18 protein-coding genes and 1 pseudogene are annotated in these 19,222 nt (G+C 68.8%); 7 read left to right on the forward strand and 12 right to left on the reverse strand.

Features of this window, described 5'->3' with window-relative positions; all coding sequences use genetic code 11:
• The first annotated feature begins 74 nt into the window (after positions 1 to 74).
• Complete coding sequence (gene secG, locus ACM9NP_RS10385; protein WP_415646478.1) at positions 75 to 314, forward strand: preprotein translocase subunit SecG; 240 nt, start codon at positions 75 to 77, stop codon at positions 312 to 314.
• Between the two features lie 241 nt (positions 315 to 555).
• On the forward strand, positions 556 to 906 hold the full coding sequence (locus ACM9NP_RS10390) for an RNA polymerase-binding protein RbpA (protein ID WP_415646479.1): 351 nt from the start codon (positions 556 to 558) through the stop codon (positions 904 to 906).
• A 30-nt stretch (positions 907 to 936) separates the two neighbouring features.
• On the opposite strand, the pseudogene ACM9NP_RS10395 reads toward ACM9NP_RS10390, so the two are convergent.
• Positions 937 to 1,362: pseudogene (locus ACM9NP_RS10395) on the reverse strand (TetR family transcriptional regulator C-terminal domain-containing protein); the annotation flags it as partial.
• Positions 1,363 to 1,609: 247 nt separating this feature from the next.
• Between ACM9NP_RS10395 and ACM9NP_RS10400 the strand changes: the two are divergent.
• The coding region (locus ACM9NP_RS10400; protein ID WP_415646431.1) for a hypothetical protein at positions 1,610 to 2,155 on the forward strand (546 nt) is incomplete at its 3' end.
• 43 nt (positions 2,156 to 2,198) lie between these two features.
• Here ACM9NP_RS10400 and ACM9NP_RS10405 read toward each other — a convergent pair.
• The 7 genes from ACM9NP_RS10405 to tkt all read right to left on the reverse strand — a co-directional run bounded on the left by ACM9NP_RS10405 (position 2,199) and on the right by tkt (position 11,031).
• Positions 2,199 to 2,651: a DUF4180 domain-containing protein gene (locus ACM9NP_RS10405; protein ID WP_415646432.1), complete on the reverse strand. Its 453-nt coding sequence runs from the start codon at positions 2,649 to 2,651 to the stop codon at positions 2,199 to 2,201.
• Positions 2,652 to 2,815: 164 nt separating this feature from the next.
• Positions 2,816 to 3,589 (reverse strand): 6-phosphogluconolactonase, encoded by a 774-nt coding sequence (gene pgl, locus ACM9NP_RS10410; protein WP_415646433.1) that lies wholly within the window; start codon positions 3,587 to 3,589, stop codon positions 2,816 to 2,818.
• Positions 3,586 to 4,539, reverse strand: coding sequence for a glucose-6-phosphate dehydrogenase assembly protein OpcA (locus ACM9NP_RS10415; protein WP_415646434.1), 954 nt, complete (start codon positions 4,537 to 4,539; stop codon positions 3,586 to 3,588). The genes pgl and ACM9NP_RS10415 overlap by 4 nt, the downstream gene beginning before the upstream one ends.
• Positions 4,540 to 4,579: 40 nt before the next feature.
• Positions 4,580 to 6,094, reverse strand: a complete 1,515-nt coding sequence (gene zwf / locus ACM9NP_RS10420) for a glucose-6-phosphate dehydrogenase (protein WP_415646480.1) — start codon at positions 6,092 to 6,094, stop codon at positions 4,580 to 4,582.
• An 8-nt stretch (positions 6,095 to 6,102) separates the two neighbouring features.
• The gene (locus tag ACM9NP_RS10425) at positions 6,103 to 7,713 is read right to left on the reverse strand and encodes a glucose-6-phosphate isomerase (protein ID WP_415646435.1); all 1,611 of its coding nucleotides are present in this window, start codon (positions 7,711 to 7,713) and stop codon (positions 6,103 to 6,105) included.
• Positions 7,714 to 7,729: 16 nt separating this feature from the next.
• Positions 7,730 to 8,842 (reverse strand): transaldolase, encoded by a 1,113-nt coding sequence (gene tal / locus ACM9NP_RS10430; protein ID WP_415646436.1) that lies wholly within the window; start codon positions 8,840 to 8,842, stop codon positions 7,730 to 7,732.
• A gap of 101 nt (positions 8,843 to 8,943) precedes the next feature.
• On the reverse strand, positions 8,944 to 11,031 hold the full coding sequence (tkt, locus tag ACM9NP_RS10435) for a transketolase (RefSeq protein WP_415646437.1): 2,088 nt from the start codon (positions 11,029 to 11,031) through the stop codon (positions 8,944 to 8,946).
• 172 nt (positions 11,032 to 11,203) lie between these two features.
• On the opposite strand from tkt, the gene ACM9NP_RS10440 reads away from it, so the two are divergent.
• Together ACM9NP_RS10440 and ACM9NP_RS10445 are read left to right on the forward strand one after the other, a co-directional pair.
• Positions 11,204 to 12,214 (forward strand): heme o synthase, encoded by a 1,011-nt coding sequence (locus tag ACM9NP_RS10440; protein WP_415646438.1) that lies wholly within the window; start codon positions 11,204 to 11,206, stop codon positions 12,212 to 12,214.
• 83 nt (positions 12,215 to 12,297) lie between these two features.
• Positions 12,298 to 13,158, forward strand: a complete 861-nt coding sequence (locus ACM9NP_RS10445; protein WP_415646439.1) for an ATP-grasp domain-containing protein — start codon at positions 12,298 to 12,300, stop codon at positions 13,156 to 13,158.
• A 21-nt stretch (positions 13,159 to 13,179) separates the two neighbouring features.
• On the opposite strand, the gene ACM9NP_RS10450 is transcribed toward ACM9NP_RS10445, so the two are convergent.
• From ACM9NP_RS10450 to ACM9NP_RS10460, 3 genes are read right to left on the reverse strand one after another with little or no spacing between them, the layout of a single operon-like run.
• A complete protein-coding gene (locus tag ACM9NP_RS10450; protein ID WP_415646440.1) occupies positions 13,180 to 14,112 on the reverse strand; it encodes a hypothetical protein in 933 nt (310 codons plus the stop codon).
• Complete coding sequence (locus ACM9NP_RS10455) at positions 14,109 to 16,268, reverse strand: M91 family zinc metallopeptidase (protein ID WP_415646441.1); 2,160 nt, start codon at positions 16,266 to 16,268, stop codon at positions 14,109 to 14,111. Before ACM9NP_RS10455 ends, ACM9NP_RS10450 begins: the two co-directional genes overlap by 4 nt.
• A gap of 14 nt (positions 16,269 to 16,282) precedes the next feature.
• Positions 16,283 to 16,612: a hypothetical protein gene (locus ACM9NP_RS10460; protein WP_415646442.1), complete on the reverse strand. Its 330-nt coding sequence runs from the start codon at positions 16,610 to 16,612 to the stop codon at positions 16,283 to 16,285.
• Positions 16,613 to 16,887: 275 nt separating this feature from the next.
• Between ACM9NP_RS10460 and ACM9NP_RS10465 the strand changes: the two genes are divergently transcribed.
• Entirely contained in the window at positions 16,888 to 17,646 is a 759-nt protein-coding gene (locus ACM9NP_RS10465; protein ID WP_415646443.1) for a DeoR/GlpR family DNA-binding transcription regulator, read from the forward strand.
• Positions 17,647 to 17,693: 47 nt separating this feature from the next.
• Complete coding sequence (locus ACM9NP_RS10470; protein ID WP_415646444.1) at positions 17,694 to 18,338, forward strand: HAD family hydrolase; 645 nt, start codon at positions 17,694 to 17,696, stop codon at positions 18,336 to 18,338.
• Between the two features lie 18 nt (positions 18,339 to 18,356).
• On the opposite strand, the gene ACM9NP_RS10475 is transcribed toward ACM9NP_RS10470, so the two are convergent.
• A complete protein-coding gene (locus ACM9NP_RS10475; RefSeq protein ID WP_415646445.1) occupies positions 18,357 to 19,172 on the reverse strand; it encodes a CPBP family intramembrane glutamic endopeptidase in 816 nt (271 codons plus the stop codon).
• Positions 19,173 to 19,222 lie beyond the last annotated feature (50 nt).

The raw sequence follows: 19,222 nt of genomic DNA on the forward strand, positions 1-19,222 counted from the left end.
GCCCCATAGCCGTTATGGCCAGGTGAATCGCCAATCGTGAGAGGACCCCACGAACCACAATGATGCAGGTGATCTTGTACGTCGTCGTCGCGGCGCTCGTGTTGACGAGTGCGGCGCTGGTTCTGCTCGTCCTGCTGCACCGCGGTAAGGGTGGCGGCCTGTCGAGCATGTTCGGTGGCGGTGTCAGCTCCAACCTCTCCGGCTCGTCCGTCGCTGAGAAGAACCTCGACCGGATCACGGTCGTCGTCGGCGTTTTCTGGCTCGCCGGGATCATCGCGTTCGGTGTGCTGCTGCGCACCATCATGACCGCCTGACCTCGCTCGTAACGCACACCGGCGCTGCCCTCTGGCACGCCGGTGCCGTCGTGTATCGGCAGCTCAGCGGTTCCTACGATTCCGCAAGATTTCGGTGCCACGCCCTTCCCATTGCCGGTCGCGAGCCATAGACTCAGGCAGTCGGACGTTTCCCCCGAAACGACCGCCGCTCGAAGCCACACTGGCTCCGGGTGACGCCTAGCCCAACACAGCGCCCCCCTGTGAAGGAGCGAGTCAAACGATGGTCAGTGGAAACGCGATCCGTGGTACCCGTGTCGGCGGCGGCTCGCCGAGTGTGCCCGAGCGCGGCGAGCCCGCGCCGCGTCAGTTCGTAGATTACTGGTGTGTCAACGGACACCAGACCCGTCCGTCCTTTTCGGTGCGTGCGCAGATCCCCGAGACCTGGGAGTGTCGCCGGTGCGGCCTGCCCGCCGGCACCGACCGTGACGCACCCCCGGAACCGCCCGTACAGCGGCCTTACAAGACCCACGTGGCCTACGTGATGGAACGCCGCTCCGCGGAGGAGGGCGAGCAGCTTCTCGCCGAGGCGCTCGCGGCGCTCAGGGCTCGCCGAGGCGAGGCGCCCTCGTAAACGTCCGTCCCCGCCGTCGATGAGACCGTCGACGTGGCTTCTGAGTGCCGCGAGCGCGGCCTCCCCGTCGAGCCGGTCGGGGCGGAGCACCATGGACATCGCCAGGCCGTCCAGGACGGCGGCGAGCCGTTCAGTCTCGACGTCGACGTCGCGGGACGTCCTCAACCTGCCGTTCTCCTTGGCACGAGACAGGAACCGCCGCAGGATCACGCGCATTCCGTCGTGAATGCGGCGGGCGTCGTCCGACAGTCGCGGCCGGGTCCGCGCGGCGGTGACGAACTCGAGCCACACGATCACCTCCAGGCGCCGTTCGTCGTCGAGGGGGAGGAACTCCGCCAGTGCGTTGACGACGGCTTCGCGGCGGTCCTCGTCGTCGGACGGGGCGAGTAGCCGCCCCACGTGATTCTGGATTCGCCGTCCTGTCTGCTCGGTCAGTTCGCGGAGCGCGAAGGCCATGACCGCGTCGTGGTCGGCGAAGTAGTGGCGGACCGAGCCGATCGCCAGTTCCGCCTCGTTCGCGATGTTGCGGAGTGACGCGGAATCCAGGCCGTCACGTTCGATGACCCGAAAGACCGCGTCGGTGATGTCCTTGCGGCGGCGTTCGGGATCGACGATTTTAGGCACAAGACGATGTTATAGCATCCGCGTGTTAAATTATTTGACATACACGTGCTAAATAAAATCGGACGGAGAGCCTGGCCCCATGAGCCCCTTGACAATCGTTCTCCTCGTCATCGCGGTGATCTTCGTGATCGCCAAGCGGTCGATCGGGGAGCCGCTCAACGCTCGCGATCTCTTGGTCGCGCCGCTGATCCTCACCGGCGTGGGTGTCCACGAGATCGCGGGTGAGGGCGGAGTCCGAGTCCACGACGGCCTCTGGCTCGCCGGAACCGTCCTAGTCGGACTCGCCTGCGGTTTCCTTCGCGGCGCGACGATCCGGCTCGCCATCCGCGATGGCGTCCTCTGGCAGCGCTACACGGGGGTCACGTTCCTGACGTGGTTCCTGACCCTCGCCGTCAGCGGCGGATTCTCCCTGCTCGCGAGCTGGGGCGGCATGACAGAGGCGGCGCGGCCCATCGCCCTGTCCATCGGGATCGGGATGGTGGGGGAGGCGATCGCGCTCGTGGTGCGGGCGTACTCGGACGGCCGACCGTATTCTCTCGACGGAGCCGATTCGACCATCGCACGGCGTCAGCTGCGCGGCGGGCTGACCGAACTGTTCCGGCTCAACGGTCGTAGGACCGGGGTGNCGCGCGACGGCCGCTGAGGCGCGCCGCGCGGCACACGATCGATCAGCGCCGCATCGTGGCGAGGCGGCTCCACAGTTCGTCGAGGTCCGCGACGAACGCGAGTTGGCCGCGACCACGCCGGGCTTCGAGGACGAGGCCCGCGAAGGAGTCGCTCTCCTCCTCGTACTTCGAGACATCGCCGATGACGGCGAAGAAGAGCCGGTACTGGACGCACTTCTGCGCCAGGGTTCCGGCGATGCCCGTCGACAAGTCGAAGAAGGCCCTGTCGAGCCGTTCCACCGTCACCGCGACCGCTTCGGCGTCATCGCTGAGGGCGGCCGAGACCAGGTCGCTCGCGTCGCGGTCGCTGCCGATGGCCGACCCCGGACCGTCGACGACGACCGTCCGGTGCGGGGTTTCGATGAGGCGGTACTGCATGAAACGTCCTTTGTCTCGATGATCGACGCCCGCGATGGTGCGGGCGGCCCCGGCAATGATGCGGTCTCCCGTCGCCATCCGCCACTGCGTTTCTCGAGGCCCTCGTTGCCATGGAACGATCTAGCTATATATCGGCGGCGAGGTAAAGGCGCACGCGGCGCGGCGCGACTCACCGCGTTCCGCGTGGCCTCAACCCGAAGCAGCGAGGAACGCTGTGTTCATAGTGGACTTCCGGTCGTCGTCTAACGGCGAGGGCTGCGGAACCGCGCCGGCAGCGCCACCGCCGCACTGCGATCCAGCAGCCAGCGGGTGTGCGCCACACCCGCGACACCGGCGGCCGGTGTCTGCGTCGGCCCCGACCCGGACAACGCCAACGCGACCGCGTCGGCCTTGCCGCCCCCGGCGGCGATGAGCCACACCTCGTCGGCGGTGTTGATGCCACCGAAGGTCAGGGTGATCCTGGTCGACGGGGGCTTCGGCGCTCCACGGACGGCGACGACGTCACGGGACTCGTAGACGGCCGGGTGACCGGGGAACACGGACGCGACATGGGCGTCCTCGCCGATCCCGAGCATGACGACGTCCAGGTGCGGCATGGTGCGGCTGCCCGGCCCCGCCGCCGTCGCGAGCTCGGCGGCGTAGCGCGCGGCCGCGGCCTCCGGGTCGTCGCCGTCGGGCCCGTCGGGCGCGGGCATCGCGTGCACCCGAGCCGGGTCGACGGGCAGCGTGTCGAGGAGGCTATCGCGGGCCTGGGTCTCGTTGCGTTCGGGATCACCCGACGGCAGGAACCGTTCGTCACCCCACCAGAAGTCGACGCGGCCCCAGTCGATGGCGTCGCGGATGGGGCTGGCGCCGAGGGCGGTGTAGACAGCCTTGGCGATGCGCCCGCCGGTGAGCACGATGGACGCCTCGCCTCGCGCCGCCTGGGCGTCGATGATGGACGTCGCCAGTCGCGCCGCCACGGATTGCGCGAGGACGTCGGCGTTCGGGTGAACGACGACACTGGCGGCGGTCACGCGGTCTCCTCCGCTTGGCACAGGCCACCGGGCCGGGTGCATTCCCGCAGGGCCGCCTCATAGGACTGGTCGGGGTCGAGGTGGCGCAGTTCCTCGGCGAGGAGCTCACCGAGCATCCGACCCTTGATCGTCTGGATACGGTCGGGGAAACCGGTGCGACGCAACAGGGTCCGGCCGTCCTCGTCGCGGGTGACGGCGATCTCGTCGCCGCCTTCGAGCTGGAACGACACCGCCTTGATCGCGGGCAGGTGCGGGCTGTCGCGGACGACCTCGGCGTCGCGAATGGTCGGCGTCAGGCCGAGACGGGTGCCGAACCAGCCCGCCATCAGCGCGACGCTCGGGTCGGAGGCGGAACCGTGGATGGTGACCGACTCGGCGGGCGCCGTCGCGGTGTCGAAGGCACTGGCGATGAGCGTCCGCCAGTAGGTGATCCGGGTCCAGGAGAGGTCGGTGTCGCCGGGGTTGTAGTCCTCGGCGCGGACGCGCAGGGCGGCCACCGGCTGGTCGGCATGCGCGCTGTAGGTGATGCGCCGATCGGCGAACGCGCCGAGCGGGTCCTCCGCCGCGCACGGCGGCGGAGGAACGAACCAGCACGTGACGACGGGGACGTCGGATGCCAACAGCGGCATGATGACCGACTCGGAGTGATCGGCGAGCGGGCCGTACATGCGCATCACGACGGCCTCACACGGTCCGAGGCGACCGCCGACGACGATCTCGGCGTCGAGGCGTGCCGTGTCGCCGTGCCCGTCGCGGCGGACGACGATGAGCAGTCGGCACGGGTGCTGCTGGGCGGCGTGGGTGAGGGCGACCTCCGCGTCGCGTTCGCCTTGTTCGTCGACGATGACGACGAGGTTGAGGGCGAGGCCGCTCGTGCCTCCCGCCGAGTGTCGTTCGGCGGCGAGCGCGTCGACGACCTCGGTGGCGGTGGTGTCCCAGAGCGCTATCACGGTGTCTCTTTCCCCTGCTGAGGCGGGTGGATGGTGGTGTTTAGGCGCGGCGCCAAGCGCGGTCGTCGGCGGCGAGCATCTGATCGGCGGCGACCGGTCCCCAGGTTCCCGCGGGGTAGGTGTGCGGTTTGTGGTCCTGCCAGTACTCGTGCAGCGGGTCGATGACGGCCCAGCTCGCCTCGACCTCGGCGGCGTCGGGGAACAACATTTTGTCGCCGAGGAGGACGTCGCGGATGAGCCGCTCGTAGGCTTCGGGGCTGGACTCGGTGAAGGCCTCGCCGTAGTGGAAGTCCATGGAGATGTCGCGCAGTTCCATGCCGGTTCCGGGGACTTTGGACCCGAACTTGACGGTGACGCCCTCGTCGGGTTGGACCCGGATGACGAGCTGGTTCTGGCCGAGGGTCTCGGTGTCATAGTCGCTGAACGGCAGGTGGGGGGCGCGTTTGAAGACGACGGCGATCTCGGTGACGCGGCGGGGGAGTCGTTTGCCGGTGCGGAGGTAGAACGGGACGCCGGCCCAGCGTCGATTCTGGATGCCGAGTTTCACCGCCACGTAGGTCTCGGTGGCGGAGTCGGCGGGGATGTCGTTCTCGTCGAGGTAGCCGCCGACCTCGGTGCCGGCGACCCAGCCGGGGCCGTACTGGCCGCGTACGGCGTAGGTGGCGAGGTCGTCGGGAATGGTGATCGCGCGCAGGACCTTGAGCTTCTCGGTGCGGATCTCCTCGGCGGCGTAGCCGACGGGTTCCTCCATGGCGGTGAGCGCGAGGAGTTGCAGCAGGTGGTTCTGGAGGACGTCGCGGGCGGCCCCGGCCGAGTCGTAGAAGCCCGCGCGGGAGCCGATGCCGACGTCCTCGGCCATGGTGATCTGGACGGAGTCGACGTAGTGCGAGTTCCAGACCGGTTCGAACAGGGCGTTGGCGAAGCGCAGCGCCAGGATGTTCTGGACCGTCTCCTTGCCGAGGTAGTGGTCGATGCGGAAGACGTCCTCCGCGGTGAACACGTCGTCGACGAGGTCGTCGAGTTCGCGCGCCGAGGTGAGGTCGTTGCCGAACGGCTTCTCGACGACGACGCGACGCCAGCCGCCGCTCTTGCTGTTGTCGGCCGCTCCGGTCCGGTCGAGTTGTCGCAGGACGGTCGGGAACGCCGTCGGGGGGATGGAGAAGTAGAACGCGGCGTTTCCACCGATGGCGTGCGAGCTCTTGAGTTCCTCCAATGTGGAGTTGAGCGTGTCGAAGGCCTCGTCGTCGTCGAAGGAGCCGGGCACGAACTTGAACGTTCCGGCCAGGCGGCTCCACACGCTGTCGCGCCACGGCGTCCGGGCGCCGCGTCGGGCGGCTTCCTTGGCGAGTTCCTCGAACTCACCGGAATCCCAGTCACGGCGGGCGAAGCCGACGATGACGAACGCGGCCGGCAGGAGACCCCGGTTGGCGAGGTCGTACAGCGCCGGGATGAGTTTCTTGCGGGCGAGGTCGCCCGTGACGCCGAAGATGACGAGGGCGCACGGCTCGGGGATGCTCGGCAGGCGGCGGTCGTGCGGGTCGCGCAGTGGGTTCAGGGTGGTCGTCACGGGCGCGCCATCTCCTTGATCGCGGCGAGGAGCGCGGCGGCGCCATCGCTGCGCTCGGTGAGGTGTAGTCGGACGAGGGGGCGCCCGCGTCGGCGGAGCGCGTCGCGGTCGCCGGCGGCCTGGGCGGCTTCGAGTTCGGCGAAGCCGTAGGGGCGGCCCGGGACTTCGCAGTTGCGGTCGGTGTGGCCGGTGATCTGGAGGAACGCGCCGGTCGGTCGTCCTCCCTTGTGGAATTGTCCGGTCGAGTGGAGGAAGCGTGGCCCCCAGCCGAAGGTGACCGGGACGTTCGCGATGTCGGCGAGGGCGCGGCGCACGTCGGCGACGGCGCCGTCGGAGTGCGGGTCGAGGTAGGCCATGACGGCGACGTAGCCGCCGTCGGTGGCGGTGGCGGTGTCGAGCAGCCCGCGCAGCGCGTCGGTGAGGGTGTCGGCCTCACCGTAGCCGGTGATGGGTCCGTCGACGAAGGACGGTTCCTCGTCCGGTGCGCCGTCGGCGAGGATCGTCGCGGTGTTGTCCTTGCTCTCGGCGACGTTCGGCTGGTCGAACGGGTTGACGCCCAAGGGGATCGACGCGAGCGCCACGGCGACCTCCCAGCAGAGGAACTGCGCGCCGAGCGGCCCGTTGACGGTCAGCTGGGGCGGTGTCGTGGCGATCGAGCCGAGCCGGCCGGGCATTCCGGAACCACCGACGACCGCGTCGATCGCGCCCGGGGTGGTGTGGCCGAACGCGTCGCTGGTCTCGATGACGACGGGCAGGATTCCGGTGCCGTTCTTACCGGTCGACTCGGCGACGAGCTGTTCGATCCAGTCGCCGAGGCCGACGATGCCGGAGCCGTCGCCGCCGATCGAGAGGGTGTCCCCGGTCGTGAGCGCGGCGGCCAGCAGGAGGGCCGGGTTGTCTCCGGGTTCGTTCCCGATGGTGGCGGCGAAGTCGTCCGCCTCGTCGAGGAGCTCGGCGATGTCGGCGCCCGCGAGCGCGGCCGGTACGAGGCCGAACGCGGTCAGAGCCGAGTAGCGTCCGCCGACGTTCGGGTCGGCGGGGATGACCGTCGCCGACATCGCCTTGCCGAGTTGTTCCAGGGGCGAACCCGGGTCCGTGACTATCACGAAGTGGTCGCCGACGTTCTTGACTCCGGCGTCGGTGAACGCCTGGACGAAGGCGCGTCGCAGGCTCTCCGTCTCGATGGTGGAGCCGGACTTGCTGGACACGACGACCACGGTCGAGTCGAGGTCGCTGGACAGCGCTCCGGCCACCGCGACCGGGTCGGTCGTGTCCACGATGTGCAATGGGAGGTCGAGGGTCTTGCCGATCACCTCGGGCGCGAGCGAGGACCCGCCCATTCCCGCGAGGATGACGTTGCGGAGACCCTTGTCCCGCATGGATTCCCGGATCTGAGCGATCTTCGGGAGGAACTCGCGGCTGGTCGTGTGGGTGGTGATCCAACCCAGTCGGGTGCGGGCGAGGTCGGTGGCGTCGGCGCCCCACAGGGTCGCGTCGGCGGCGGCGAGTCGCCGAGGCGCGTCCAGGTCCCACAGCATGTCGATGGCGGTCGTGACGTCGAGTGTGGTCGTTGCCGCCAGCCCTCCGGCGGCGTCCATACGGGTCATCGGGGTTTCCCTACATTCAGGCTTCGGTCGCCGCGAGCGCGTCGCGGACACTGTCGAGGAACTGTTCCCAGCTGACGATGAACTTCTCGACGCCTTCGCGCTCGAGAGTGGAGACGACGTCGTCGTAGTCGACACCGAGGGCGGAGAGTCGTTCGAGAACGGACGCGGCGTCCGCGTGGGCGCCGGTGATGCTGTCGGCGACCGTCTCCCCGTGATCGGCGAACGCGTCGAGGGTGGCCTGCGGCATCGTGTTGACGGTTCCGGGCGCGATGAGCTCCTCGACGTACATGACGTCGCGGTAGTCCGGGTTCTTCGAGGAGGTCGAAGCCCACAAAGGACGCTGCGGGGTGGCCCCGTCGTCGGCGAGGCTCTTCCACCGCGGCGTCGAGAACACCTCCAGGTACGCCTGGTGGGCCAGACGGGCGTTCGCGACGGCGGCCTTCCCGCGCAGTTCGAGGGCGTCGGGGGTGCCGATCGCGTCCAGCCGCTTGTCGATCTCACTGTCCACACGGGAAATGAAGAAGGACGCGACGGACGTCAGTCTGCTCAGGTCGTGCCCGTTGGCGCGGGCGCGTTCCATGCCGTCGAGGAACGCCTCCATCACCTCGCGGTAACGGCCGAGGCCGAAGATCAGGGTCACGTTGACGCTGATGCCCTCGGCGAGCACCTCGGCGATCGCCGGGAGCCCCTCGGCCGTGGCGGGGATCTTGATGAACAGGTTCGGTCGGTCCACCTGCCACCACAGGGCCCTGGCCTCCGCGACGGTGCGCGCGGTGTCGTGCGCCAACCGCGGGTCGACCTCGATGGACACGCGGCCGTCCACGCCGGCGGTCTTGTCCCAGACCTCGCGCAACTGGTCGCACGCCCACCGGACGTCGAACGTCGTGATCGCGCGGGCGGCCTCGTCGACCGCGACACCGCGCAGCGCCAGGTCCGACAGCTGGTCGGCGTAGTCGTCACCCGAGGCCAGCGCCGAGGCGAAGATGGTCGGGTTGCTCGTCACCCCGACGACGTGCCGGTCATCGCGCAGTTCGGCGAGATTCCCGGTCGTCAGTCGGCGCCGTGAGATGTCGTCGAGCCATACCGCCACCCCGGCCTCGGACAGTTCGGCGAGTCGATCCTGAGTCATGTACGCGTCGCTCCCTTGTGTATCGGAGGTGGCGCGGGCGCCACCATGTCGGGTTCGACCNGGCGAACCCTCCGCCCGGTCGAACACATCGCGTCGAACCGTTATGCCCGAGCGTTCTCGATGGACCGCTTCGCGGCGGCGACCACCGCGTCGGTGGTGATGCCGAACTCGGCGAACAGGCGCTCGTACGGCGCGCTCGCCCCGAAGTGTTCGATACCAACGCATTCGCCCGCGTCACCGACGAGACGACGCCACGGCATCGTGATGCCGGCCTCGACGCTCACTCGCGCGCGTACCGACGGCGGCAGCACACTGTCCTGATAGGTCTTGCTCTGCGCGTCGAACCATTCCATGCACGGCACCGAGACCACGCGGGCGGCGACGCCCTCGCCGCGCAACCGCTCCTGTGCCTCCATCGCGAGGCTGACCTCGCTGCCCGACGCGAGCAGCACGACGTCCGGCGCCCCGTCGGAGTCCGACAGGACGTAGGCGCCGTTGAGGGTTCCCGCGGCGTCACCGTGGCGTTCCCGGTCGATCGTGGGCACGTTCTGGCGCGTCAGAGCCAGCCCGGTCGGGCGGTCGGTGTGCTCGAGCGCGCCGCGCCACGCCCACACCGTCTCGTTCGCGTCGGCGGGCCGGACGACGTCCAGTCCCGGAATCGCGCGCAGCGCCGCCAGGTGTTCGATCGGCTGATGGGTGGGGCCGTCCTCGCCCAGGCCGATCGAGTCGTGCGTCCACACGAAGGTGACCGGCAGCCCCATCAGAGCCGCCAACCGCACCGCCGGGCGCATGTAGTCGCTGAACACGAGGAACGTCCCGCCGTATGGGCGGGTTCCGCCGTGCAGCGCGATTCCGTTGCAGATCGCGCCCATCGCGTGCTCGCGAATGCCGAAGTGGAGCGTGCGACCGAACGGGTGTCCGGGGAACTTCTTCGTCGCGTGCTCCGACGGCAGGAACGACGGCTGACCGTCCATCGTCGTGTTGTTGCTGCCCGCGAGGTCCGCCGAACCGCCCCACAGTTCCGGCAGGACGTCCGCCAGAGCCGACAGGACCTTCCCGGACGCCACGCGGGTGGCCACGCCGGACGCGTCGGCGTCGAACGTCGGCAGCGCGTCGGTCCAACCCGGCGGCAGTTCCCGCTGGCTCAGACGCTCGAACAACGCCATGCCCCGTGCGTTTCCGGCGGCCCATCGATCGAAGGCCTCCTCCCACTCCACCCGGGCCGCGACGGACCGCTTCGCGAGGGAACGCGTGTGCTCCAGCACCTCGGCGTCGACCGCGAAGGAGGTGTTCGGGTCGAACCCGAGCGCCTGCTTCGTCGCCGCCGCCTCCTCGGCTCCGAGCTTCGACCCGTGAATGCCGCCCGTGTTCTGCTTCGTCGGCGCGGGCCAGCCGATGATCGTCTTGAGCGAGATGAACGACGGACGACCACGCTCGGCCTTGGCGGCCTCGATCGCGGCGTACAGCGCCTCGATGTCCTCCTCGTACGAGGAACCGTCCCCGCGCCAGTCCACCGTGATCGTGTGCCAGCCGTACGCGGCGTACCGCGCCTCCACGTCCTCCGCGAGCGCGACCCGCGTGTCGTCCTCAATGGAGATCTGGTTGTCGTCGTAGATGACGACGAGATTTCCCAGTTGCTGATGTCCGGCCAGGGCGCTCGCCTCGTGGCTGATGCCCTCCTCGATGTCCCCGTCCGAGCAGATCGCGTACACGAAATGGTCGAACGGCGACTCGCCGTCCGCGGTCTCGGGATCGAACAGGCCGCGCTCCCGTCTCGCCGCCATCGCCATGCCCACGGCGTTGGCGATGCCCTGCCCGAGCGGTCCGGTCGTCGTCTCCACCCCGGCGGTGTGCCCGTGCTCCGGGTGCCCCGGAGTCGCCGAACCCCACTGGCGCAACGCCTCCAGGTCCGGCAGCTCCAGGCCGAAGCCGGCCAGGTACAGCTGGGTGTACAGCGTCAGGCTCGAGTGCCCACAAGAGAGCACGAACCGGTCGCGTCCGGCCCAGGTCGGGTCGGTCGGGTCGTGGCGCATCACCTTCTGGAACAACAGATAGGCGGCCGGGGCGAGGCTCATGGCCGTTCCCGGGTGGCCGTTGCCGGCCCGCTCGACGGCGTCGACCGCCAAGACCCGCGCGGTGTCCACCGCACGCTGATCGAGAGTTGACCATTCCAGCGAAGCTGTGGCCACCTTGTGCCTCCTCGGGCGTAGAAATACGGCGACAGGCACGACGATACCTACCGTTATGGCAATCCTCACGTAGCGCGTGCCGTCGTTCGCTGTCGGCTGAGTCAAAGTGAGGCGCGACACCGGGCCGCCCCCGGCGCCACCACCGCCGCAGGGCCGAATACGCTCTTCCACGATGCGTAGAAATTCGATGGCGGCCACCGCAGCGACGGCGACAACCGAAGCCGCCCCACACCCGGTCCGACCGCTGATCATTCGCACCGACGGCGGTGCCACCCCGCCGAGCACGCCGCCGCCCCCGGGCGCCGCGGCCGTCCTCAAGGCCTACGTCGCCTTGACCAAACCGCGCATCGTCGAGTTGCTCCTCATCACGACGATCCCCGCGATGCTGCTGGCCGCCCGCGTCGCCCACAATGGTCTGCCGCCGTTCCTGACGGTCCTCACCGTCGTCGTCGGCGGAGCGTTCGCCGCCGGAGCGGCCAACGCCATCAACTGCTACCTCGACCGCGACATCGACCCGCTGATGCGACGCACCTCGCGGCGCCCCATCCCGCAGCACACCGTCTCGGCGAGCAACGCGCTCGTCTTCGGGCTGATCCTCGGCGCCGCCTCCGTGGCGATCATTTGGATCACCACCAACACCCTCGCCGCGCTGCTCACCCTCGCCGCGATCGCCTACTACGACATCGTCTACACGATGTGGTTGAAGCGCACCACCGCCGCGAACACCGTCTGGGGCGGCGTCTGCGGAGCCGCGCCCGTCCTCATCGGCTGGGCCGCCGTCACCGGCGGGCTCTCCTGGGAGGCGTGGATCCTCTTCGCGATCGTCTTCTTCTGGCAGCCGCCGCACTTCTTCGCGCTCGCCATCAAGTACAAGGACGACTACGCCGCCGCCGGCATCCCGATGCTGCCCGTCGTCGCCTCCGCGTCCCGGGTCGGCCTCGAATCCGTCATCTGGTCCTGGCTGATGGTCGCCGCGTCGGTCGCCCTGTGGCCGATGGCCACCACGCCGCTGTACGGCGTCGTCGCGATCGCCTGCGGGCTCATGTTCTGCCTCGAGGCGCACCGCCTGTACGGCCGGGCCCGCCGGGGCGAGGATCTCAAGCCGATGCGGCTGTTCCACTGGTCGACCAGCTACATCACCCTCGTGTTCGTGGCGCTCGCCATCGACACCTTCCTCGTCTGACCGATAGTCCACAATCGCCTTCCTTGGTGACGTAGCCGACAGGTCCTCGCGCGGCGGACGGTCGGCACGGTAGCTTCGGCGGCATGCCGACCGTCGCCATCGTCACCTGCGCCGAACTGCCGGACCTCGACCCGGACGAGGCCCGCATCGTCGCGCCGCTGCGGGACCTTGGCATCGCCGCCGTTCCGGCGATCTGGACCGATCCCTCGGTGGCGTGGGACTCCTTCGACCTCGCCGTGCTGCGCTGTCCCTGGGACTACCACCGCGACCGGGCCGCGTTCGTCGACTGGGCGCGCACCGTTCCCCGCCTCGTCAACGACGCCGCCACCGTCGAATGGAACACCGACAAGCGATATCTGCGCGAACTCGCAGCTGCCGGGATCACCACCGTCGACACCACCTGGTTCGAACCCGGCGCCGAACCGGTGCTGCCCCGCGAAGGCGTGTGGGTGCTCAAACCCGCCGTCGGCGCGGGCAGCCGCGACGCCGGACGCTACGACCTCGCCAGCCCCGCCGAACACGCCCTCGCGATCGAGCACGTGACCCGTCTCCTCGCGGAGGACCTCGTCGTCATGGCCCAGCCGTACATGTTCGATGTGGATAAACACGGTGAGACCGCGTTGATCTACATCGACGGCGTCTACTCGCACGCCATCACGAAGGCCGCGATGCTCGACGGCCCGCACATTCCCAACCTGGACCTGTACAAGGGCGAACGCATCACCACCGCCGCACCCGACGAGGACCAGCTCGCGATGGCCGAGGCCGTACTCGCGGCCGTCCCCGGTGACGGTGCGCCGCTGTACGCCCGCGTCGACCTGATCCGCGACGGCGACACCCTGCGGCTCATGGAACTGGAACTCACCGAGCCGTCCCTGTTCTACGGGCACGCGCCGGACTCGGTGGCCACGATGGCCGCCGCCATCGCGCGACACGTGGGCTGAAGCGTCGAGCGCGAGGCCGCGTTACCGCGTTGTGCGTCGGTCGGATCGATCGCGCTCGCGCCAACCGAACAGCGCGAGTATCGGGGCGACGACGCCGACGGCGAGGCCGCCCACCAGCAGCGGCCCAGCCCACGGTTCGACGCTCTCGCGCAGCCCGTACTCGACGATCGACGGTTCCACGACCAGAGGGTTCGCCCAGAAGAGCCACCCCAGTGCGACAATCCAGAATGGAATGAGTGCGCCGGTGGCGACGACCGTCGCCCGCTCTCGACGCGTCACCGGTACGCCGAGACGACCGCTCGCCGCGATGAGCCGTGTTCCCACGTAAGCCCCGGCGGCGGCGACGCAAGCAGGAAGCAGCCCGGGTAGCGGCGAGGTGCCCGTCGCCTGCGCCACGGCCAGGAAGACGACCACAGTCACGGCCAGTGCCGCCCAGACGAGGAACAACCCGACGCGGGTCGCGATCGTCGTGGATCGCGGTGCGCGGTCGACGGCGGCGTCTTCGAACGGGGCCGTCAGCGTCGCGACCGCGACGACCACGGCGACCGCCGCGACGATCAGCAGCGCCGGTCGGCCCCACGCGAACCACCACGGGCCCGTGAGGGCGCCGCCGGTCAGGTCGTCGCCCGCCGGGTTCGGCCGGAGCGCGAATCGCAGCGGCGTGAAGAAGGCCGCGATCGCCAAAGTCGCCACGACCGCGACGGCGAAGGCTCCCGAGGCGGCGAGCGCGCCACGTCCACGCTGCCGGCCAGTCCACCATGTCCATCCTATGAGGACGATCGCGAGCGAGGTCAGCGCGATGTCGACGACATCCCCCGATCGTTCGCCGACGGGAGCGTCGCCACCGGCCCAGTCTGGGCCGTCGAGCTCAACGAGCAGGACCGCGAGGCGATCGAGCCCCACGGTGGCGATGGTCGCCGCGACGGCGACCGCCGCCGTCGACCGCCGGTTCATCGACCGTCGCTGGAGTACGTCTCGCGCGGGTCGAGTCCCATCTCGTCGCGGATGCCGTTCTCCGTCAAGTCGTAGTCCTGGCCGAGGCCGCCGCTCGGGTCGTTCGGATCGTAAGCGCTGCCGTCGGTCTTCAGTCCGGCGGCGAGCCTCTCGGACTTGTTGATGTCGGCGTCGGGGCCGTTGCCGCCGACCTTGTCGCCTCCGGTGTGGACGTCGAGCAGATGGCTCGCGCCGTGCGCCAACTCGTGGTACAGGACGACGGCGGGACGGCCGCCCGGACCGTCGCCGAGGTGGAACGCCGGGTTTATCTCAAGCTCGATGTCGTCGCTGAACGTGCCGGTGTTGCGGGCGTAGCCGTTCTCGACCTCCCCCTCCTCGTCCCGATCGGGGTTGTCCGGGTCGAGCTGCAGTTCGGTGATCTTCAGCGAGTCGCCGTTCATGAAGTCCGTCATGTGGTCCTCGTAGAGGCCGAGCATCTCCTTGCCGGTGGGGGAGGCGCCGAAGGTGTTCAGGTCGGCGAGCATCCGGTCGGTGAACTCCTCGTCCCCGTCGATCTCGATGACCCCGTCCTCGACGAGTTTGTTGACGTCGACCGGCTTGACGTCCTCCTTGGTCCCGACCCCCTGGACCCGATCCTCACCGTCCTGATAGTACGCGGTGTCGCCCGAGTCGCCGCGAACGTCGTCCTCGCCGAATCCCGTGTAGATGACGTCGTCACCGGCTCCCGCGTCGATCGCGTCGTCGCCGTTGCCGCCGGAGAGGACGTCGTTGCCGTCGCGGCCGAGGAGGCTGTCGTCGCCCTCGCCGCCGTCCATGTAGTCGTCGCCGTCGGTGCCGACCATGCGGTCGTCGCCGTCGCCGCCGTAGATCGTGTCGCCTTGGCCGTTCGGATCGGCGGTTCCGCCGTCGAGGTAGTCGTCGCCGTCCTGCCCGTCGACGTAGTCCATGCCCTCGCCGGAGTACACACGGTCGTTGCCGTCTCCGGCCTCGATCCGGTCATCTCCGTCCCCGGCGACGATCGTGTCGTCGCCGCCCTCGGTCGAGACCTTGTCCTCGCCGGAGCCACTGTAGACGGAGTTGGTGCCGGTGGCACTGACGCTGTCGTTCCCACGTCCCGTCGAGATCATGTTGTCGCCACCGAAGTCGAGGACGCTGTCCTGTCCGTCGCCCGTCGAGATCTGGTCGTCGCCGTCGCCCGCGAGCACGCTGTCGTTGCCCGAACCACCGGAGACGCGGTTGTTCCCCTCGCCGGTGGAGACGCTGTCGTCGCCGTCGCCCGCGAGGATCGTGTGATCACCGCCTTCGCTGTCGAAGAACGGGAGGAGCGGATTGCCGGTCGAGATCGTGTCCTCGCCCTCGCCGCCCAGGGCCGTGACCTTGACGTCGTCCGTGTCGACGGTGATGGTGTCGTCGCCCTCGCCACCACGCACGGTGATGTCCGTGCCCGGCGGATAGGTGTGCGTCTGGCCGTTGACGGTGACGACGACGTTGCCGTCCTCGTCGGTGGTGACCTTGACGTCGTCGTCACCGGTGCCGCTGTTGAGGAGGACGGTGCCGTCGGTCAACGTGATCGTGCGGGTGCCGGACGCCTCCGGCGGCAGATTGAAGGGGTCGGTTCCCGCGACGATCGAGTCCCAGTCGTCACTGGTCTTGGTGAACGCGGTCGTGGCCGTGTCGAGGGCGGCGGCGACCGTGCTCAGGTCGGTGTCGAGCTGCTTCCGAATGCCCTTGGCCGTCGTGACCGCGCCGTGAACCGCGGTCGACTGCTTCGCGTCCTCGGGTTTGAACGTGATGGTGTCGGCCCCGACGGTGCACGGGACGGCACCGGTGATCTCGCCTTCGGCGGTGGTCAGTTCGTCCTGGCGGATCCGTAGCGCCTCAGCGGCGTCGTCGAGCGCGTCGGCGACGGCGATCGCGGGCTCGCTCGCCTTCACCAACGACGTGCTCAGTTTCCGTTGGTGGTCTTGGTATCCGTCTCGACCCTCACCCTCCCAGCCCCCGTCGTAGACGACGGTGGCCTTCGTGTTGAGGTCGTCCCCGGCGTCCTCGGCGGCGGTGCCGATGGACCGCCACGCGCGGGCCGCGGCGGTGACGGCGCTGCGATCGGCCTCCAGCTTCCACCAGCGGCGGTCGACGTTGATCTCCGGTTCGGCCATGGCTGCCGCCTTTCCTAGCAGGGCTGACCGGGCACGCAGTCCGGCATGTCGTCGGCGTTGCGCTCGTCTTGTTCCTGATATGCGAAGGCCAACCGCAGGACCCGGTCGACATCGCCTTCGAGGACGTCGGCGAGGTCCTCGACCGCCTGCCCCATCGCCTCGTAGACCTTGCCGTACGCGGCCGTGATGACGCCGACTCCTTCTGTGTTGCCGAAAGCCGTCGATTCGATCAAACCCGTGTCGCGCGTGCTCGCCAGCTCGTCACGCAGGTCCCCGGAGATGTCGACGAGGTCCTGGGAGAGCTGGCCCAGCGCGGTCGGGCTCGCGAGCACTTCTTCCGCCATGTGCCAATGGTATTGCTGTGTAGCAATGCTTCGATGTGTATTCGTCTCGCTTAACGGAGGCTTCACTCCGACGCTGAGCGACCGACCATCATGGCCAGGTCGAGAGCATTGGTTCGCCCAAGGGATCAGGGCGTCGGGTTGGTGCCCGCCCGAATTCGGGGCGCTGGGGGATCAGCGGGGACAAGGGATTCACCGACGTTCGGCGGCCGCCGAAGATCGGTTCCGCGTGGTTTCGCCGCTTGCTTTTCAAACATGCTTTTTGTAGTTTAGAACACATGAACAGTTCGAATCGCCACCTTTCGATCATCGAACGGCTGCGTACCGACCAGCGGGTCACGGTCGCCGACTTGGCGGAACAGACCGGGTGCACGGAGATGACGATTCGTCGGGACCTGGACCTGCTCGCGGAGCAGGGCGCGCTCCGTCGCGTCCGTGGCGGTGCGATCAGCTTGATGCTTCGCGGTGAGGCGCCCCCGTTCGGCGTCCGCGAACACGACGCCGCCGACATCAAGGCACGGATCGGCGAGAAGGTCAACGATTTGATCGCCGACGGCGAATCGGTGATCGTCGATAGTGGAACCACAGCCCTATGGGCGTCCCGCGCGCTGGCGCGTCGGCGGATCACCGCGATTCCCTTGGATCTGCACGGGGTGAACGCCCTGAGCGGTGCCCCGGACGTGCGGCTGCTCGTTCCGGGCGGGGAGCTGCTGCCGGGAACTCTGTCGCTGGTCGGGCACCTCACCGAGACGTCGCTGCGAGCCCTGCGCGTTGACACGGCGGTGATCGCCGTGTGCGGCCTCTCCGTCGAGCAGGGACTGACGGCGCACGACATGGCCGAGGTTCCGATCAAACAGGCGGCCATCGCCGCCGCACGCCGCCGGATCGCGATCTGCGACGGCTCGAAGTTCAGCCGAACCGGTCTCGGCCACGTCTGCCCGATCACCGACCTGGACGCGGTCGTGACCGACGACGGCGCACCGGGCGAGGAACTGGAGAAGGTCCGGGCCGTCGGAGTCGAGATCGTCCTCGTGTGACGCCCCGGTCCCACCGATCGCCGTCAAAACCCGAGAGGAACGAAGCGATGAACTCAGCATCGAACCCCGAACGCGTCCGTGTCGTCATCTTCGATGTCGGGGGCGTCATCGCCGACTGGAATCCCCTGTACCTCTATCGGCGGCTCATTCCCGACCCGGAGGAGCGGGCGTGGTTTCTGGCCGAGGTCTGCTCCAGTGAGTGGAACGCGGAACAGGACCGTGGCCGACCGTTCGCCGAGGCGGTCCGGCTCGCCGTCGCTTCCCATCCTGAGCGGCGGGCGCTCATCGAGGCGTACTGGCGACGGTGGCCGGAGATGCTGGGGGCCGCGATCCCCGGTGTGTGCGAGCTCGTGACTGAACTCCATCGTGTCGGTACCCCGATCTACGGGATCACGAACTGGTCCGCCGAGACCTATCCGATCGCGGTCCGCGCGTATCCGGTGCTGGGATTGTTCCGGGACACGGTCATCTCAGGGGAGGTCGAACTGTGGAAGCCGGATCCGGCGATCTTCACGTACGCCCTGGAGCGGTTCGCAGTCACCGCGAGCGAGGCCCTCTTCGTCGATGACAACCCGGACAACGTCGCCGCCGCTGAAGAGTTCGGCATGGGAGCCGTCCGGTTCACCGATGCTTCGAGCCTGCGAAAAGACCTTGAGCAGGCCGAGCTGTTGTTACGCGTCGGGTGCGCCTGAACGGCTGCCCGAAACACGTCATGCCAGGTTGAGAGCCCAGACCGCGCTCGTCAGCAGGACGGCGAGGCCGTTCGTGGCCCAGTGAAGGCCGGCCGTGGCGATGAGGCTGCCGCTGCGGCGACGGATCTCGCACATCAGCCAACCGGCGAGCCCGGTGAACACGACGACGGCCGCTACGACCGCCACCGTCGCCCAGAAGCCCACACCGAAGATCGTCGCGATCAGTTGATTCCCGCCCATGTTCAACGACGGCAGGATGTGCCAGGCCCCGAAGAGGACTGAGGAGGTCAGGATCGCGAGCGCCTTCGAACGCTTGCCGACGACGCCCAGGAGCACGCCCCGAAAGACGATCTCCTCCATGAGAACGGTCCCCAGCGGAATGAACACGAGCGCGGTGAGGAGGGCTTTGCCCATGTCGAGTTGATATCGCGTGTCGAGGAACATCGGCCGCGTCAACGGCCAGGCGACGGCGATCGCGTACAGCAACGCCACGGCGAGGATGGCGACGCCCGCCACCGCCAGACCGCGCAGCCACGTTCGTCGGGAAAGCCCCAGATCGTGCCAGCTGACGCCGTGCCGTCGTGCGGCCAGGACCAGTCCGAGCGCCGCCAGCGGTTCGACGAGGAGCCCCGCGTGCGGTGGACCGTGTCGGTTCACGAGTACGACGACGACGAGGGCGGCGAGGATCGCCGCGAGCATCAGCAACAGGCGCCGATGTGACGCGATCGAGTCTCGAACCGCTCGGACGGTCGCGCGCCAATCGAGTCGAGGAAGGGCGGCCGTCGCCGTTGCGGCGGGGGAGTCCTGCACGCGAACGAACACTACGGCACTCACGGCACCGGACGCTATAGGGTGCGTGGCCTGCGTATCGATCGCCTCAGTTG

The sequence above is a fragment of the Stackebrandtia soli genome, assembly GCF_965137155.1.
In the GTDB taxonomy this organism is placed as follows: domain Bacteria; phylum Actinomycetota; class Actinomycetes; order Mycobacteriales; family Micromonosporaceae; genus Stackebrandtia; species Stackebrandtia soli.

Excerpts from the sequence above, each read along its gene's own strand:
- ACM9NP_RS10445 (WP_415646439.1), top strand. The coding sequence starts at position 12,298 with ATGCCGACCGTCGCCATCGTCACCTGCGCCGAACTGCCGGACCTCGAC.
- ACM9NP_RS10460 (WP_415646442.1), bottom strand. The coding sequence starts at position 16,612 with ATGGCGGAAGAAGTGCTCGCGAGCCCGACCGCGCTGGGCCAGCTCTCC.
- ACM9NP_RS10405 (WP_415646432.1), bottom strand. The coding sequence starts at position 2,651 with ATGGCGACGGGAGACCGCATCATTGCCGGGGCCGCCCGCACCATCGCG.
- ACM9NP_RS10465 (WP_415646443.1), top strand. The coding sequence starts at position 16,888 with ATGAACAGTTCGAATCGCCACCTTTCGATCATCGAACGGCTGCGTACC.
- ACM9NP_RS10470 (WP_415646444.1), top strand. The coding sequence starts at position 17,694 with ATGAACTCAGCATCGAACCCCGAACGCGTCCGTGTCGTCATCTTCGAT.
- ACM9NP_RS10425 (WP_415646435.1), bottom strand. The coding sequence starts at position 7,713 with ATGACCCGTATGGACGCCGCCGGAGGGCTGGCGGCAACGACCACACTC.
- ACM9NP_RS10440 (WP_415646438.1), top strand. The coding sequence starts at position 11,204 with ATGCGTAGAAATTCGATGGCGGCCACCGCAGCGACGGCGACAACCGAA.
- tal (WP_415646436.1), bottom strand. The coding sequence starts at position 8,842 with ATGACTCAGGATCGACTCGCCGAACTGTCCGAGGCCGGGGTGGCGGTA.
- ACM9NP_RS10450 (WP_415646440.1), bottom strand. The coding sequence starts at position 14,112 with ATGAACCGGCGGTCGACGGCGGCGGTCGCCGTCGCGGCGACCATCGCC.
- ACM9NP_RS10455 (WP_415646441.1), bottom strand. The coding sequence starts at position 16,268 with ATGGCCGAACCGGAGATCAACGTCGACCGCCGCTGGTGGAAGCTGGAG.
- ACM9NP_RS10390 (WP_415646479.1), top strand. The coding sequence starts at position 556 with ATGGTCAGTGGAAACGCGATCCGTGGTACCCGTGTCGGCGGCGGCTCG.